The following is a 15,862-nucleotide window of genomic DNA, read 5'->3' on the forward strand; positions in this document are numbered from 1 at the left end:
AAATGTGGGAGGGGGCTTGCCCCCTCCCACATTTGATTTAGGTTAGCTGTTAAGAAGGCGTTCCAGGCCAACTTTGAGTGGGGTGGGTTCCGGCAACTTGAAACTCGCCAACAACCGCTGGTTGTTCGCCCGCGAATGGCGGATATCCCCCGAGCGCGCCGGCCCGTAGGTCACAGGCGGCAAACTGCCCACCGCTTCTTCCAACGCCTGCAGCACTTGCTTGAGCGTGGTAGTGCGGTTCCAGCCCACGTTGATCGCACCCAACGGCGCTTCCGGTGTTTCGATGGCCTGCACCAGCACGTCGACCAGGTCTTCCACGTACATGAAATCGCGGGTCTGCTCGCCGTCGCCGAACACGGCAATCGGCAGGCCCTGCTGGGCGCGTTCGCTGAAAATGCTGATCACCCCGGAGTACGGCGAGGACGGATCCTGGCGCGGCCCGAAGATATTGAAGAAGCGGAAAATCACCGGCTCCAGGCCATGCTGGCGCCGGTAGAAATCGAAGTAATGCTCGCCGGCCAGCTTGTCGGACGCATAGGGCGTCAGCGGCGCCTTGGTGGTGTCTTCGTCAATCGAAGCACCCTCGCCGTTGTTGCCATACACCGCCGCGCTGGAGGCGAAAACCACACGCTTCACCCCGGCCTGGCGCATGGCTTCGCAGACATTCAAGGTGCCGACGAAATTGCTCTGGTGCGTGCTGACCGGGTCATCCACCGACGCCTGCACCGAGGCCACCGCCGCCAGGTGCACCACCGCCGTGGTGCCGATGGCGGCACGCGCCACCAAGGCCGCATCGGCGACGTCACCTTCCAGCAGCTCAACGCGCGGGTTGGCCAGCGGCAAGTTGCTGCGCTTGCCCGTGGACAGGTTATCCAGCACCCGCACGGCGTAGCCCTTGGCGAGCAGCGCATCGACCAGGTGCGAGCCGATAAAGCCCGCGCCGCCGGTAATCAGAACCCACTTTTCAGCGTTACTCATTGTTGCGGATCTTCTCGACAATGGCAGTGGTCGAGCTGTTCTCGACCAGGCCCAGGACTTTGACCTTGCCACCGTAGGCACTGACGATATCGGCACCCACCACCTGGTCGACGGAATAATCGCCGCCCTTGACCAGCACGTCCGGCTTGACCTGGGCCAGCAGGTTTTCCGGAGTCGCTTCAGGGAAGCTGATCACCCAGTCCACCGCACCCAGGCCGGCCAGCACGGCCATGCGCCGGTCAACACTGTTGATCGGGCGGCCCGGGCCTTTGAGGCGGCTGACCGAGGCGTCGTCGTTGACCGCGACGATCAGGCGATCGCCTTGGGCACGCGCCTGCTCCAGGTAGGTCACGTGGCCGGCGTGCAGGATGTCGAAGCAGCCATTGGTGAACACAATGCTTTCGTTGTGGGCACGCGCGTCGTCAATCGCCAGCAGCAATTGTTCGATGGTCAGCACGCCACGTTCCGAGCCTTCGGAACGCTGGATCGCGCGGCGCAGCTCAGGCGCGCTGATTGCAGCGGTACCCAGCTTGCCGACCACGATGCCCGCCGCCAGGTTGGCCAGGGCCACCGCGTGGGGCAGCTCTTCGCCAGCTGCGATGGAGGCGGCCAGGGTGGAGATCACCGTGTCGCCGGCGCCAGTGACGTCGAACACTTCCCGGGCGCGCGCCGGCAGGTGCATGGCCGGGTGGCCTGGGCGCAGCAGGGTCATGCCGTGCTCGCCGCGGGTCACCAGCAAGGCGCCCAGGTCGAGGTCGGCCATCAGCGTGGCGCCTTTGGTGACCAACTCGTGCTCATCGGCGCAACCGCCAACAATGGCTTCGAACTCGCTGAGGTTCGGCGTGATCAGGCTGGCCCCGCGATAAATCGAGAAGTCCTTGCCCTTGGGATCGGCCAGCACCGGGATGCCCTTGGCCTTGGCGGCCTGGATCAACACCTGGTGGTTCTTCAACGCGCCTTTGCCGTAGTCGGACAACACCAGCACCTTGATGCCTTCGAGCAGCTCGTCGACCTGGCCACTGAGGGCCAGGGCGTCGGTGGCGAAGGGTTCTTCGAAATCGATACGCAGCAATTGCTGGTGACGGCTCATGACCCGCAGCTTGACGATTGTGGGCTGGTGGGCAATGCGCTGGAACAGCGCGCGCACGCCGGCGCCGCGCAGGCTGTTGGCCAGGCTGTCGGCGGCTTCGTCGTCGCCGGTCACACCCACCAGGGAGGCCGGGGCGCCGAGGGCGGCAATATTGAGGGCAACGTTGGCAGCGCCACCCGGGCGGTCTTCGATTTGCTCGACCTTGACGACCGGCACCGGCGCCTCAGGGGAAATCCGTGAGGTACCACCATGCCAGTAACGGTCGAGCATGACATCGCCGACCACCAAGACAGGGGCTTGATCGAATCGCGGCATGGACAACTTCATGGAGCAACCCACATACAAAATGAACAGGGGCGCGATATTAGCACAGGGTGAGCGCCGCCTAGTTCGAGAGCTTTATCCGCGATGTGTCAGGCGGCAAAACTGCTCACTTTTTAAACAGAACCGTCAGGATGTGCTCCACGGCGTCGGTCAGTTCGACGTCATCGGTGTTGATTGTGCAGTCGGCAGCCAGCGGCGCCTCATAGGGGCTGTCCAGGCCGGTGAAGGCCTTGATGCGCCCTTCCAGTGCCGCGCGGTACAGCCCCTTGGGGTCGCGCCGCGCACACACGTCGAACGGCGTGCTGATATACACCTCGAAAAACTGCCCCGGCCCGAACAGCGCCCTGGCGGTGGCCCGGTCTGCATTGAACGGGGAAATGGCCGAGACGATCACGATCAAGCCCGCGTCCACCATCAACCGCGCGACTTCGCCAATACGCCGGATATTCTCCTTGCGCGCCGCATCGCTCATGCCGAGGTCATTGCACAAACCGGTGCGCAAATTGTCACCGTCGAGCACAAAGGTATGCCGCCCCTGCTCGTTGAGCTGCACTTCCAGTGCATTGGCCAGGGTCGACTTGCCCGACCCGGACAACCCCGTGAGCCACAGGCAGCAAGGCTGCTGATGCTTGAGCGCGGCGCGCGCCGCCACCGATAACGACAAGGCAAAGGGGCGAATGGCAGCAGAACCACCGGCAAGCGACTGACTATTCATAACCCAGGACCTCGTAATCACGTTGATAGGCACGTCGAACCAGACGGCGCGTGCGCACGGAGCAGAACTCCCTGACCGGCTCGCTGCGACGCCCGAGGGAAACATTCAGGTGTGGCAGGGATGAGCTCACCCCGAGGCGTTCGCACAGGTGCTGGAAATCCTGCTCCAGGGATTCCTGGCGCCCAAGAAAATCCATCGCCATGTGCCCCATGTGATCGACCAGGAAATCGGTCTGGGGCGCGAAGTGCAGTTGCCGACGCAGGTTGTCCGGGTGCAGCTAGCCGCTGACAAAAGCGTCGAAATCGCGGTAGCTGGAGACGAGTGCCTGGGCGTGCAGGTCGCGCGCGCCCATGTGGTTGCTGCGCAGGTAGGTGTAGGCCGAGTAGGCACGCTCCAGCGGGTCACGCACGAAGGCAAACTTGAAGCTGCGTTCGCAGTGTTCGGGAAATTGCTGCTGGTACCAGTAGTACGGCAAATGCCCCGGCCAGCGCCCCTCCAGCAGCGCCGAACAGACGCTGCTGCCGGCGCATTTGGGCACGTGGATAAACACACAATTGTGCCGCGCAAAGGCCGGGTTGAGCGTTGTCACACCCGACAGGGATTTATTGACTGCCTGGCGATCCACCACCGACAAGCGCCCCAGCAAAAACACCCGTTGGGGCTTGGGAAGCAGTTTCCACAACAGACGTTGCAACATTCCATTACCCACGCAAGAAGGTTAGCCCTCTCGTTCTTGATTCGAATCGAGGGGGCCAACATAACAAACGACAGGCGGTGAATTATTTGGCTTTGGTAAAGCCTGTAAGGGCTTTGACACAAAAACCGGGGCGCATTGCGCGCCCCGGTGTATCAGGTGATGTTGGCCGTTGCCGGCTCATCCAGGCCCATGGCGTGCAGGCGCGAATAATAGCCGCCCATGGCCAGCAGCTCGAGGTGTGTACCACGCTCGACAATTTCACCGTGGTCCATCACCAGAATCAGGTCGGCTTTCTCGATGGTGGACAAGCGGTGCGCAATCACCAGGGTGGTACGGCCTTTCATGACCTTGTCCAGCGCGGCCTGAATGTGGCGTTCCGACTCAGTGTCCAGCGCCGAAGTCGCCTCGTCCAGAATCAGCAACGGCGCGTTTTTCAGCAGCGCGCGGGCAATGGCCAGGCGCTGGCGCTGGCCGCCGGAAAGCAGCACGCCGTTTTCGCCGACTTCGGTGTCCAGGCCTTTTGGCAGCTCGGCGATGAAGTCCATGGCATAGGCATCCGCCGCGGCTTTTTCGATGTCGGCACGCGGTGCATCCGCCAGGTCGCCGTAGGCAATGTTGTTGGCCACGGTGTCGTTGAACAGGGTCACGTGCTGGGTCACTTGGGCCACGTGTCGGCGCAGGTTGCGCAGGCGGTAGTCTTCGATCTCGACCTCATCCAGCAGGATTTCGCCGGTTTCGTGATGGTAGAAACGCGGGATCAGGCTGGCCAGGGTCGACTTGCCGCTGCCCGAGCGGCCGACCAGGGCAATCATCTGCCCAGGCGCTGCGCTGAAGCTGATGTTCTTGAGTACTTCGCGCTCGGTGCCCGGGTAGGTGAAGCTCAGGTTGCGCACGTCCAGGCGACCGCTGACGCGATCACGCTCCACGGTACCGCCGTCGACTTCAGGCACTTCATCCAACTGTTCGAAGATGCTCTCGGCACCGGCCACGCCTTTCTGGATCGTCGAGCTGACTTCCGAAAGCTGGCGGATCGGCTTGGGCAGCAGGCCCGCTGCGGTGATATAGGCCACCAGGTCACCGGCCGTGGCATCGCCGCGCAGCAGCAATACCAGGAACATCAACGTGGCCATGGCGGTGTAGATCACCAATTGCAGCATCGGCGTGTAGACCGCGCCGGTCTTGTTCATGCGCAGTTGCTTGTCGGTGTTGCTTTGGCTGGCGGCGGCGAAACGCCGTTCTTCATAGCTTTCGCCACCGAAGCTGCGCACCACGCGGTAGCCCTGGATAGTCTCCGAGGCCACGTGGGTCACGTCGCCCATCGCGACCTGGATCTTCTTGCTCTGCTTGCGGAATTTCTTGCTGGTGCTGCTGACCATTACCGCGATCAGCGGCAGGATCGCCAACATCACCAGGGTCAGCTTCCAGTTCATCCACAGCAGGTAGCCGAACAGGAACACCACCGTCAGGCCTTCGCGGATCACCACCTTGATCGCATCCGTGGCGGCACCGGTCACCATGGTCACGTTGAAGGTGATGCGCGAAATCAGGTGGCCCGAGTTATGCGTATCGAAGTAGCGGTTGGGCAGTACCAGCAGTTTGTTGAACAACGAAACGCGCAGGTCATGCACCAGCCCCAGGGAAACCTTGGCCAGATAGTAGTTGCCCAGGAACGAGCCAAGGCCCTGCCAGGCCGCGATCAGGATGATCAGCAGCGGCACGGCCATCAGCAGTTTCAAGTCCTTGAACAGCGGGATCTTGGGCAGGAACACCACATCGGGATTGCTCAGGCCATCCACGAAGTACTTGAGAATCCCCGCGAGCATGGGCTGGGTGGACGCAAAAATCACGAAGCCCAAGATACTCAGCATGAACATGCCGAGATACGGTTTCACATAGCCCAGCAGCCGCAAATAGATTTTGAGGCTGGACTCCTGGTCCGCTTTGGGCGGTGTGTCACTCATGTGTCGGGCTCACTGATTGGATAGGACGCGAACTTTATCACAAGCATCGGGTTTGGCCCGCGCCCAGACCAAAACGCTGGCCAGCGCGATCGGTAGCCACGAAATGAACCACTCGGCGCGCGGCGTCCCGGTGAGGCTAGCCGCATCGAACTGCATGGCCAGGAACGAGAACACCCATACGCCGATGACACCCTTGCCGTAGAGCGTGTCGCGCGCCTTCCAGGCTTGCCACAACACGCCGAACCACAGCCCGCACCACAGCAACAAGCCCGGCAGGCCCAGTTCGATGGTGATGTGGGTGAACAGGTTGTGGGAGTGATCGAAATAAATGCCGTCCGCAAGTACCTTGTAATCTCCGCCCAGGCCCAGGCCGGTCCACGGGTGCTCGGAAATCATCTGCAGCGCCGACATGAAGATCTGCGGCCGATACGAAACGCCACGGGCCAGCATCAGCGATTGCATGGCAAAAAACACCGCCACTGCCGCCACGACCGCGCCGATGGCAATCACGGTGGTGCGCCGGTCGCGGCACCAGGCCGGCATGGCAACCACGGTCAACAGCAGGGCCAACGCGGCACCACGGCTCTGACTCAATACCACGAACAGCCCGAGGAATCCGACGGACAGCACCCACGCCACCTGCATCCAACGACCACGGGGCAGCCAGTGCAGCAGCCACACCGCCGCCACGCCAATCACGTAGGCGCCCAGGATCGGGTGGGACAACTGCCCCAGGCCTTCGAGGCGGGCCGACCAGGCATTATGCTCAACGCCATAAAACTTGATGATCGCCACCAGCGACGACAAGGCGAGGCCGAAACCACCCCACTGCATCGCGCGAATCACCCGTTCGGACTGGCCACAGGCAAACACCGGGAAAAACAGCAGGAACATGCCGATATACAGCAGCCGCTTGGTCTCACGCGACGGGTCTTCGGTATTGGTCCACAACAAACTGACCGCGCCCCACACCGCGAGCGCGGCAATCATCAGGCAGATCCAGCGTTGCTCACGCCAGACTTCCTTGAGGCGCTCACGGGACGACCAGGCAAACACCACCGCCGGCAACCACAGAAACAGCGTCAGCCCCTGCTGATAAATCTTGTTGGTTGGCGCGAAGGCAATCGCCAGCAAAAACCACAGTAACCCGAAAACCATCCATACCTGCGCCCAACGACTTGCTTGCATCACCCGCTCCTGAATACGTCCAACCCGCCAACCGGCATGGTTAAAAACCAAAACTTTCGGCATTATTACCGATCACTGTGCCCCGCGAATCCCACAAGGCTTTCCCACGATGCAATGTTCAAGGCTTGCCCAAGCCGATCTAGACAAGATGATTGAAGGTGCCAGAATCCTCGAGAAGGACAGCTACGGGCCGAAAGTCTACCTGCTGTCTGACGGAAATATCCTCAAACTTTTCCGGCGCAAACGCCTGTTTTCCTCGGCATTGTTTCGCCCCTACTCCAAGCGATTCATCGACAACGTCGCGCAGTTGCAACAGCGCGGCATCCCCACCTTGAGCGTAATTGCGTTCTTTCAACTGGAAGCGCCCGGCATGACCGCCGTGTTGTATCGGCCGCTGCCGGGGGAAACCCTGCGGCAGATTTCCAACCAGGAAGGCTTTGAGTGGGAAGCTAACCTCGGCCCGCTGGTGGCGCTTATCCGCCGCTTGCATGGCGCAGGCATCTACTTCCGTTCCTTGCACCTGGGCAACATTGTCGTGACGCCAGACAATGAAATGGGGCTGATCGACGTGGCCGACATGCGCTTCCTGCGCGCCCCCCTGAACCCGGAACTCGCACGGCGCAACCTGCAGCACTTCGCACGCTATATTGCGCGCGAGAAGCTGAACGATCGCTTTCCAATGCAGGCATTGGAGCAAGCGCTGCTAGCGGCATGAAAACAGGCGCTGGGAGGTCTCACTGAAGTCCTTCCAGGCTTGCTCCGGCGCCAGTGCCCGCGACTGGGCCTCGGCCACCTCTGGCGCAGAGGCCGCGAAGGCACGCTCCATCAGATGCGCCCAGGCCTGCGTATTGTCTGACGGGGCGTACCAGCCGGCGTCGCCCAACTGCTCGCGAAACACCGGCAACTCACTGGTCAGCACGGGCACGCCGGCCATCACCGCCTCTTGCACGATCAATCCCAAGCCCTCTTGCGTCGACGGAATGGCCACCCAGTCAAACGCCCGGTACAGCGTCGCCGCGTCCGGCAGATGACCCGGCAGTGATACTTTGCCCTGCAAGCCGAGCTGCTTGATGCACGCTTCAAGGGCCGGCCTTGCGGGCCCTTCGCCGATGATCACCAGGTGCGCGTCAGGCAGGTCGGCCGACACGTCGGCGAACGCCTCCAGCAAACAGCCAAAGCCTTTGCCGTCGACCAATCGGCCCACCGCCCCCAGCACCGGCGCGCCGTGCAGCGCCAGGCCCAGGCGCGACCGCGCCTGCTCTCGGGACAGCCCGGCGGCACGGAAAGCTACAGGGTCAAAGGCGCTGCGCAGCACCGCCACCGGCCGCTCCAGATAACGCTCAAGGGAGGCGGCCAGGGTTTGCGACACCGCTGCCAGGGTCAATTGCCCCGTGGGAAACTGGTCAAACAGCTGGCGGTCGGCCCGCCGCAGGCGCGTAGCCCCATGAAACACCACCACGGCCCGCACCTGCGGCACACGCTGGAGCACGGGCAACATCACCCGGGCAACCCCGATCCCGTCCAGCAAGACGATTTCCAGCTCGGCAGGCAGCGCCTTCTGAAAACGCGCACGCATAAAGGGGGTCAGCAATTTCCACAGGTGTCGGCCCTTGAGCCGCGCGGATGAGAGCTTCCACTCGTGCGCCGGCTCACCGCCATCCGCACTGCCTTGAAGCAGCCAGGTGTCGATCGGTGCATGGCTCACGGCGTGGGAAAGTATTTGCTGATGAACCTTCTGCACCGAAGCGAATGCAGAACCGCCGGCCCACATGATGTTAAGAATGCTCATCGAAAAAAAGACCTTATGCGGCGTTGTGATGGCGTGTTCTATGTCGCTAATTGAGCAACCAACCGATACCAACCCCCAGTATCAGCATGGCTACCAGCTTGATCCGTTCGCGCCGCTTGCGCCGCGCCTTGGTCAAACGCTCTTCTGCCGTCGCCACATGCAAACCGAAACCGGTGTGCAAAACCGCGTCGCCTTCCAGGGTCACCGCCGCCAGATTCAACTCGGCGTAACGCCTGGAAAGCCCCTTCTCACCCTCGAACCCTGCATAGGGTGCGCATAACCGGTATTCCTTGATACGTCGCAGGCCCGGGTTCAGCGAAAACCCCTGCCACTCAGGTTTGTCGGACAGCAGGGGATAACACGGCACCCCGCCGATTACCTCGCGCGGCCCCAAGTGGATATAGGGGCTGTGCACCTGCAAGTCGTACACATAATTGCGCAACCAGACCTGAAGAATATCCGGCCGCTGCTCCAGTACCGTCTTGGAATCCTCGACAAACCCGGGTCGATAAAACGCCCAGTCATCTTCGCAATGGAATATGTAGGGGGTCTTGACCGACTCGTAGGCCAGGTCGATGGATGCCAATTGCCCAAGCTTCGGGCGGTTGATCAAGAACGTGCAATGACTGCGCCAATGCTCAGGGATCGCCTGGCGCACGCCTTCATCGCCGGAGTCTTCCGTGATGAAAACTTCGCGGATATCTGCCGTATTGAACAGATCGAAGCTCTCGAGCGTGCGTTTCAACAAATCGAAGCGACCGCAACTGGTCACCACGAGCGTTATGTCGCTTTGATCGGAGAATTGCATTCAATGCCTCGATAATATCATACGGCCATCATTTACGGCCAGGAAGCCGCCCTTACACGCCCAGTTTCAGGCGCAACAGTTCCAGCCAACTCAGTGCTGCCCGAGGCCGCAGGGGCGGCTGGAGCACCTCGACAATACGCTGGCCGATACGCGCAAAGCTGAACTCGCCCACCACCAGCGCTTGCCCGTTACGCGCAATACTGGCCGCCAGCTGCGGGTCGGCCCGCAACACCGCGAGCTTTTCCTGCAACTGCGGGATGTCTTTGTAGAACACCACATTGACCATGTCCTGGAAACCAAGGGCCGCGTTTTCCGCCGCCCCTTGATCAAACGCCAGCAGCACGCAGCCACAGGCCATGGCCTCGAAATTCTTGATCATGTACTCGCCCATGCCCACGTCGGCACTGACGAAAAAGCGAATCCGGTTGAGTGTCGCACAGTATTCCTCACCGGATTTGGTACGCGTCACCACCAGAGGCTCAACCTGCGCCAACTCGTCCAGCAACGCCTTGCGACCACTGTAGGCCACGCTGTTGGTGCTGCCGACAAACGCCAGCTCGATGTCGCGCTCACGGTCCTGCGGCTGCAGCAGCGCCTGATCATAGCCCTTGGGCACGAACACCGCGTCAAAGCCTTCGGCGCGCAGGCGTTCGGTGACCATGTGGCCGGAGCTGATCACCCGCACCCACGGCAGGCGGCGGTAATGCGCGCTGAATTTGCCGGTGTATTTGCAGGGGATGTAATTCTGGTAGGCATCGTGTTCGAGGATCACCAGGTTGGGGATCGTACGAATAAACCCGGCCTGACGGATTTCCTGCTTGAAGCGCAGGAAGAACACGATGCGGTCATAGCGGCTCACGTCGACTTCGCGCTTGAAGTAGCCGCGCAGGTTGCGCTGCTCAGCACTGCTCAGCCAGCGGGTATCACACTCGCAGTGCTCGGCAATGCCTTCGTACAGGCGATCCAGAATGGCGCGCTGTTCTTTCTGCACCAGAAACAAAACTTTCATGACTTTCCCTTTCACAAACGCCAGAACAACTCATGCCGTCGTACGGCCTTGCGGAAAAACTCGTTCTCACCGTAAGGCGAGCGCGCACGCCCCGCCAATACGCGCTGCAACCACCGACGCACACGCCGCTTGAAGGGTGGCGCGGGCTGCAGGTCATGCATCATGCCCAGCGCCATGGCCTTGTCGCGCTGTTGTGCCAACGACAGCGGCAGGCTGCACGGCTGCAACGCCAGCGCGTCATCGAACACCGGCGGCAAGGCAATCCCCGTACCCGCGTCGCCCATGGGCCAGCGGTCGTTGTCATGCAGATGGTTGGCGTAGCCCAGCAGCGTCGTCGGCTGCCATTGCAAACCGTCCAAGGCCTCAAGCACCGCTTGCTGCGCGCAGATGTGGTCGGGATGCGGATCGATGACCGGGTGCGGCAATACAATCACCTCAGGCCGCGCGGTCAGCAGCAATTGGCGCAGATCGGCGAGCAGGTTATTCCAGGTCGGCAGGCCATCTTGATCCGCCGGCAACGCAAACGGGTTGAATTGGCGGAACAGGCGGATATCCGACAGTTCGGCCTCACGCGAAGCCACCGGCTGATCAGGTGACGCACGCATGGCCGGCAATTGCAGGCAGAAGTAGCCCAATTGCACGCAATGCGCCTCGGGCACACCGGCCCAACGCGGCACGGCAATGCTGTCCCAGGCGCGCAAACGGCCCTTGATCCGCGAGGCTTCAACCGGGTCCAGACCCATCTGCTGATAATGCTCGGCTTCGATTTCACCGGCGGTGAGGGTCACGATCCAGGGTTTTTCGGCCTGGCTGTATAGGCCGAAAGCCGCCAGCTCGGCGTCGTCGGCATGGGGCGCGATCACCATCACGCGCTGCGCGGCGTAATCCGGATTGGCCCAGGCCCACAGCCGGGGCGTGCCCAGCACCCTGCAGAAACGCCCGCGCAACTGCAGCTCGTCCACTGCCAAACCACTGAGATTGAGATAACGCACGCCGTTCACGCCGCGCTCAAAGGCCTGCCGATCCGGGCTGTCACCGCCCGAAATCTCCACCGCCGGATCCAGGAAACGCCCCAGCCAGGTACTCTTGACCTTGATCGCCAGCACCAGCGTCGCATTGGCTGGCAGGGCCGTATCCACCCGCAGCCGGCCGCCTTCGAAGCGAACCCCGGCCACCTCGGCATCCGCCGAAAAACGGTAGTGATAGTCTTCGCTCGGCGCATAAAACAGGTGGTCGGCAAACCAGGCTTCATGGGCCGCCCAGGCCAGCACGCCGAGCAGCAGCGGCAACCACCAGGCGACGCCGACGCCAATCGCCACCAGCAGCACCAGGCCAATCAATACGCCGATGCGTTTGTTGCGCCGGTGGCGCTTGAGCAATTGCTGTTTGCGGCTCATACGGTCAGCACCGGCACAGGGTTGCACCAACGGTCCTTGTACTCGCGGTCGGCGCGCCCGAAGGAGAACCGCAGCGGCTTGCCGACTTCACGCGCCTGCTCCCAGGCGCTTTGGGTGTTGAGGAAACTCAACACGCTGCCCGGGCTGAACGCGCGGGTTTCGGGGTCTACGCCGCCGTTGACGTACTCCACGCTGATCCACTCGGGCGACTCGACCCGGTACACCAGTTGGACGGCAATCGGCGCGTCATTGAGGAAAATCACCGAGCCGATCAGCCACTCGCGCAGCAGCTCGATCACCTCGGCCATGCGCTCGGCACCCGTGGCGACAAAACCCCAACGGCGCAGGAACAGATCGCAGTAGATCGCTGCCAATTCGCTGCTGGAGAACTCGCTGACCGGGCGCACAACGCCCCCGGCCTCTTCCAGCAAACGCAGTTCGCGGCGCTGGTTGTAGCGGAATTTCTTCGACAGTTCTTCCGGCGTACGCGCCATGGCCAACTGCTCGGCCTGCGGTTTGAGGCCACTGAAACGGCCCTCATTCAGCGCCGACAGGTAGCGCGCACGGTGACGCAACGGCGCCTGGGCCGCAGGCGCGGCAGGCAGGATCAACTCGGCGTTGCCCAGGTCGAACAGGCCCTTTTTGCCGCGCTGCTTGAGCACATCCTTGGACAAGGCCAGGTCACGGCCCCAGGTGGCGATGCAGGCTTGCAGTTCGCCGCCCTGCTCCCAGGCCAGGTAACGCACCGGGATGTCGGCGAGCCCGGCCAGGCGTTCGATCACTTGCGGATGGGTCGCGACGCTACCGCCAAAACGTTGCCAGGCGGCACTGTAGGCAGGTGCGTCGACGACGGACCAGCCGCGCTCGCGCCAGCCTTGAAATCGATTGAGCATCAAGCCCCCGCGGTCAGTTCAATAACGTGCGGCAGTTGCCAGAAGGTATCGCGTACCGCCTGATCCGAAAACCGCGTGCGCAGGCGCTCCAGCATCATCTCGGCGCACTGCCGTTGCTGGTGCGGGTCCATTGCCGCCAGGTGCCGCAGCCCCTGGGCGAGGTGTTCGGCATCGCCGAACGGGAACAGAATCCCCACGCCCTCGACCACTTCGCGCGCGCCGCCACAAGCCGTGGCCAGCAACGGCACGCCGGCGGCCATGGCTTCCAGCAACACCATGCCGAACGGCTCGTGATCGGAGCTGAGCGCAAACACATCAAACGCACGGAAATACCGGCGTGCATCCGGCACCTGGCCGAGGAACAGCACCTTGTCGGCAATATTGAGCTCGCGGGCCAGTTCCTTGAGGTCCTGCTCCAGGCGCCCGCTGCCGAGGATCGCCAGGCGGCTTTGCTCCGGCAAATGCGGCAGCGCCAGGGCAAAGCCCTTGAGCAGCGTGGCCTGGTCCTTGTCCGGGTGCAGGCGGCCGACATTGCCGACCACCCATTCATCCGGCGACAGGCCCAAGGCATCGCGCGCCGCTTCCACAGGCACCTGGATGGCCTGCAAGGCGTCGACATCGATGCGGTTATACAAGGTCTGGATCCGTGCGGCGGGCCACGCCGGCAGGCAGCGGCGCATGTCGTCACGCACGGCGTCGGAAACTCCCAACAGGCTCAGACGCTTGCGGAAGATGCCGGCAAACAGCTTGCGACTGCGGCGCTGGTAGTCACCAAAGGCGTGATGCACGCCAATCACCGGCAACCGCGTGGCCAGCAAGGCCACGTAGATCGGCTTGAAGCGGTGAGCGATACAGAAACTGAAGTTGCGTGACGCGGCAATCTTGCGCAGTTGGCCGATGGCCCCGAGCTTCAAGCCACGCACGGCCTTGGAGCTGAATTCCATGAACAACACTTCATCACTGGCGCAACCGGCCGCCACCTCGGGGTCGGCGACCCCGGTGAGAAACACCGTGGTCACCTTGTAGCCCGAGCCCGCGAACAAGCTGGCGTACTGCCGCGCGCAGTCCAGAAACGGCCCGTCATAGCCGTGGCAGAACTGCAGGACGTGGCGTTCAGCCGAGCGCGTCATAAGGGTCCACGCCGTCTTTGACGACCAGGATGTCTTCCATGATCAGGTACTGCAGGTCGGAGCCGAAGAACATGTCCAACGCGTCTTTGGGCGAGCAGATCATCGCTTCGCCACGACGGTTGAGCGAGGTGTTCAGCGACACGCCATTGCCGGTCAGTACTTCGAGTTCTTTCATCATGTCGTAGTAGCGCGGGTTGTACTCGCGCTTGAGCACCTGGGCGCGGGAGGTACCATCTTCATGGACCACTTCCGGCACGCGGGTTTTCCACTCTTCCGATACTTCAAAGGTGAAGGTCATGAACGGCGCCGGGTGATCGACCTTGATCATCTGTGGCGCGACGGTGTCGAGCATCGACGGGCAGAAAGGCCTCCAGCGCTCGCGGAACTTGATCTGGTGGTTGATGCGGTCGGCCACGCCGGTGGCGCTTGGGCAACCGATGATCGAACGCCCGCCCAACGCACGCGGGCCAAACTCCATGCGGCCCTGGAACCAGGCCACCGGGTTGCCGTCGACCATGATCTTGGCGATGCGCTGGGGCATGTTCTCGATCTTGCGCCACTTGGGCTTGCTCTCGTGCTTGGCGCACGCGGCAATCACTTCTTCGTTGCTGTAGGACGGGCCGAGGTAGACATGCTCCATCTTCTCCACCGGCACACCACGGGCGTGGGACACATAGGCCGCCGCACCGACCGCGGTGCCGGCATCGCCGGACGCAGGCTGTACGAACAGCTCTTTGACGTCGTCACGGGCAATGATCTTCTGGTTCAGCTTGACGTTCAGCGCGCAGCCGCCGGCGAACGCCAGCTTGCCGGTGTCCTTGAGGATGTCGCCCAGGTAATGGTCGATCATCTGCAAGGCCAGCTTCTCGAACAGTGCCTGCATGCTGGCCGCGTAGTGGATGTACGGTTCGTCGGCGATGTCGCCTTCGCGTTTCGGGCCCAGCCACTCGATCAGTTTCGGCGAGAAGTAGAAGCCCTTGCCCTTCTCTTTATAACGACGCAGGCCGATGACGTTGGCGTAGTCGGTGTTGATCACCAGCTCGCCGTTTTCAAACGAGGCCAGCCGCGAGAAATCGTACTTGCTCGCGTCGCCATACGGCGCCATGCCCATGACCTTGAACTCGCCGTCGAGCATCTCGAAACCGAGGAACTCGGTGATTGCGCCGTACAGGCCACCGAGGGAGTCCGGATCGTAGAATTCCTTGATCTTGTGGATCTTGCCGTTTTCGCCGTAGCCGAAGAACGTGGTGGCGTACTCACCTTTACCGTCGATGCCGAGGATCGCGGTTTTCTCCTGGAAGCCGGAGCAGTGGTAGGCGCTGGACGCGTGGGCCAGGTGGTGTTCAACCGGTTCGATCTTGATTTTCTTCGGATCGAAGCCCAACTGCTCCAGGCACCAGACGATCTTGTTGCGATAGCGCTTGTAGCGACGGTTGCCCATCAGGATCGCGTCGAGGGCGCGGTCCGGGGCGTACCAGTAACGCTTGGCGTAGTGCCAGCGCGCCTCGCCGAACAGGCTGATCGGGGCGAACGGGATCGCCACCACATCAACGTCGGAAGGCTTGATGCCGGCCTGTTCCAGGCAGAACTTCGCCGATTCGTAGGGCATGCGGTTCTTTGCATGTTTGTCGCGTACGAAGCGCTCTTCTTCGGCGGCCGCGATCAGCTTGCCGTCGATATACAAGGCTGCGGAAGGATCATGGCTAAGGGCGCCGGACAGGCCAAGAATCGTCAATGCCACAGGGGTCTAGCCTCTTTTAGTCTGCATGCAGGCGGGTCGCGCCTGAAAAAAGTGTGCTTCCCGCCTGGGCAGGAAACAGCTAAAGGGCGGGATTATAGCGTAAACGTGACGGGAATATCCCTGTGGTGATTAGCCCCGTGCT

The 15,862-nt window shown here is 62.1% G+C and carries 13 protein-coding genes and 1 pseudogene; 1 reads left to right on the forward strand and 13 read right to left on the reverse strand.

Annotated features, from left to right (window positions below):
* Positions 1-42: 42 nt before the first annotated feature.
* The 6 genes and pseudogenes from AC0IYH_RS21725 to AC0IYH_RS21750 all read right to left on the reverse strand — a co-directional run bounded on the left by AC0IYH_RS21725 (position 43) and on the right by AC0IYH_RS21750 (position 6,953).
* A complete protein-coding gene (locus AC0IYH_RS21725) occupies positions 43-978 on the reverse strand; it encodes an NAD-dependent epimerase/dehydratase family protein (RefSeq protein ID WP_471836120.1) in 936 nt (311 codons plus the stop codon).
* Positions 971-2,395 (reverse strand): bifunctional D-glycero-beta-D-manno-heptose-7-phosphate kinase/D-glycero-beta-D-manno-heptose 1-phosphate adenylyltransferase HldE, encoded by a 1,425-nt coding sequence (gene hldE / locus AC0IYH_RS21730; protein ID WP_101273713.1) that lies wholly within the window; start codon positions 2,393-2,395, stop codon positions 971-973. Before hldE ends, AC0IYH_RS21725 begins: the two co-directional genes overlap by 8 nt.
* A 103-nt stretch (positions 2,396-2,498) precedes the next feature.
* Positions 2,499-3,107: an adenylyl-sulfate kinase gene (gene cysC, locus AC0IYH_RS21735; protein ID WP_122774817.1), complete on the reverse strand. Its 609-nt coding sequence runs from the start codon at positions 3,105-3,107 to the stop codon at positions 2,499-2,501.
* Positions 3,100-3,804 (reverse strand): annotated as a pseudogene (locus AC0IYH_RS21740) (sulfotransferase family 2 domain-containing protein). The gene cysC and the pseudogene AC0IYH_RS21740 overlap by 8 nt, the downstream one beginning before the upstream one ends.
* Positions 3,805-3,956: 152 nt before the next feature.
* Positions 3,957-5,765 (reverse strand): lipid A export permease/ATP-binding protein MsbA, encoded by a 1,809-nt coding sequence (gene msbA, locus AC0IYH_RS21745; RefSeq protein WP_116627374.1) that lies wholly within the window; start codon positions 5,763-5,765, stop codon positions 3,957-3,959.
* 9 nt (positions 5,766-5,774) lie between these two features.
* Positions 5,775-6,953: an O-antigen ligase family protein gene (locus tag AC0IYH_RS21750; protein ID WP_471836123.1), complete on the reverse strand. Its 1,179-nt coding sequence runs from the start codon at positions 6,951-6,953 to the stop codon at positions 5,775-5,777.
* 148 nt (positions 6,954-7,101) lie between these two features.
* Here AC0IYH_RS21750 and AC0IYH_RS21755 point away from each other — a divergent pair, with 148 nt between their 5' ends.
* Complete coding sequence (locus tag AC0IYH_RS21755; protein WP_206222729.1) at positions 7,102-7,668, forward strand: protein kinase family protein; 567 nt, start codon at positions 7,102-7,104, stop codon at positions 7,666-7,668.
* Here AC0IYH_RS21755 and AC0IYH_RS21760 read toward each other — a convergent pair.
* The 7 genes from AC0IYH_RS21760 to AC0IYH_RS21790 are packed head-to-tail and all read right to left on the reverse strand — an operon-like array spanning position 7,657 to position 15,720.
* Entirely contained in the window at positions 7,657-8,742 is a 1,086-nt protein-coding gene (locus AC0IYH_RS21760; RefSeq protein WP_471836124.1) for a glycosyltransferase, read from the reverse strand. The genes AC0IYH_RS21755 and AC0IYH_RS21760 overlap by 12 nt on opposite strands.
* 46 nt (positions 8,743-8,788) lie before the next feature.
* Complete coding sequence (locus tag AC0IYH_RS21765) at positions 8,789-9,550, reverse strand: glycosyltransferase family 2 protein (RefSeq protein ID WP_122774821.1); 762 nt, start codon at positions 9,548-9,550, stop codon at positions 8,789-8,791.
* A gap of 52 nt (positions 9,551-9,602) precedes the next feature.
* On the reverse strand, positions 9,603-10,559 hold the full coding sequence (locus AC0IYH_RS21770) for a glycosyltransferase family protein (RefSeq protein WP_471836126.1): 957 nt from the start codon (positions 10,557-10,559) through the stop codon (positions 9,603-9,605).
* An 11-nt stretch (positions 10,560-10,570) separates the two neighbouring features.
* Positions 10,571-11,956 carry a PIG-L deacetylase family protein gene (locus AC0IYH_RS21775; protein WP_471836128.1) on the reverse strand — a complete coding sequence of 462 codons (1,386 nt, stop codon included), beginning with the start codon at positions 11,954-11,956 and terminating at the stop codon, positions 10,571-10,573.
* Positions 11,953-12,849, reverse strand: a complete 897-nt coding sequence (locus AC0IYH_RS21780) for a GNAT family N-acetyltransferase (protein WP_122774823.1) — start codon at positions 12,847-12,849, stop codon at positions 11,953-11,955. The genes AC0IYH_RS21775 and AC0IYH_RS21780 overlap by 4 nt, the downstream gene beginning before the upstream one ends.
* Positions 12,849-13,979: a glycosyltransferase gene (locus AC0IYH_RS21785; protein ID WP_471836130.1), complete on the reverse strand. Its 1,131-nt coding sequence runs from the start codon at positions 13,977-13,979 to the stop codon at positions 12,849-12,851. Before AC0IYH_RS21785 ends, AC0IYH_RS21780 begins: the two co-directional genes overlap by 1 nt.
* On the reverse strand, positions 13,963-15,720 hold the full coding sequence (locus AC0IYH_RS21790; RefSeq protein ID WP_116627383.1) for a carbamoyltransferase family protein: 1,758 nt from the start codon (positions 15,718-15,720) through the stop codon (positions 13,963-13,965). Before AC0IYH_RS21790 ends, AC0IYH_RS21785 begins: the two co-directional genes overlap by 17 nt.
* Positions 15,721-15,862 lie beyond the last annotated feature (142 nt).

The sequence above is a fragment of the Pseudomonas sp. AC463 genome (genome assembly GCF_979253585.1).